This window comes from Vibrio ouci, from assembly GCF_004551525.1.
GTDB lineage: Bacteria > Pseudomonadota > Gammaproteobacteria > Enterobacterales > Vibrionaceae > Vibrio > Vibrio ouci.
On record NZ_SATR01000206.1, the window covers coordinates 1 to 1,114 of the forward strand.

The following is a 1,114-nucleotide window of genomic DNA, read 5'->3' on the forward strand; positions in this document are numbered from 1 at the left end:
CAGGGCGGGATCGCACTTTGTTAACAACTATGATCTAATAGGCTCAAATCCACAAATTGATATCGACTTTGAGCCTCATAGAACACCTTTCCGTTGTTGAAGATACGCGTTCATCCATCAACCAAAAGCATGATTTAATTGATATTATCTTCCTTGTCGTCAGTGCCATCACTGCTGGATGCGAGGGCTGGCAAGACATTGAAACCTATGGTGAACATAAGCTTAAATGGCTCAGAAAATATCGACCATTCACTCACGGGATCCCTCGTCGGCACACTATTGCAAGAATATTGCGTTCAGTTGTAGCTGAATCTTTACTCGAAGCCCTTGCATTATGGATAAATGAGCAAAGAGAAAATCAGAGCAAGCCAGTTATCGCTTTCGATGGAAAAGTACTTCGCGGCTCATATCGCTCTAATCCCAAAACGGCATTACAGTTGGTCACTGCCTATGATACCGAGCGAGGCCTTGTTCTCAGCCAGAAGCCGACAGAATCAAAGAATGGTGAAATCAATGTTGTGCRGCAGATGCTTGATATTATTAACGTTAAGGGCAGCGTTATCACGATTGATGCATTACACTGTCAGCGGAAGACATTAGAAAAAATAGCGGCAAAAAATGCTCATGTTGTTGTCCAAGTGAAGAAAAATCAACCTAAGTTAAGAGAGGCCGTTGTCTCTCAATTTCAAACTGTTTTTGATGCGAAGAAAGAAAAAGTTGTTACGGAAGTAACGCAGACTCTGCACGGTAGAAAAGAAGAGCGCATTGTGTTTCAACTCAAAGCAAAGCTGCCGAAGGAACTTGCGGAAAAGTGGCCAACAATACGCAGTATTATTGCAGTCGAACGACATCGTACAATCAACGGGAAAGGTACTGTAGATACCTCGTATTATATCAGTTCACTTTCACCAAAACACAAACTACTTGGTCACTATATCCGTCAACACTGGCGAATTGAAAACAGCCAACACTATGTTTTAGATGTTGTTTTTAAAGAAGACAGTTCACGGATCTGTTTAGATGGAGCGGTGGAGAATATTGCTTTGTTTAGACGCTTCGTCATGAACATGCTCAAGCAATGTGAGTGTGGTGCTCCAAGTCAAAGGCAAAAGCT

At 42.2% G+C, this 1,114-nt stretch carries 1 protein-coding gene; it reads left to right on the forward strand.

The annotated features are described in order from the left end of the window. Positions 1 to 68: 68 nt before the first annotated feature. A partial coding sequence (locus ELS82_RS25170) for an ISAs1 family transposase (RefSeq protein ID WP_134837789.1) occupies positions 69 to 1,114 on the forward strand: 1,046 nt, incomplete at its 3' end.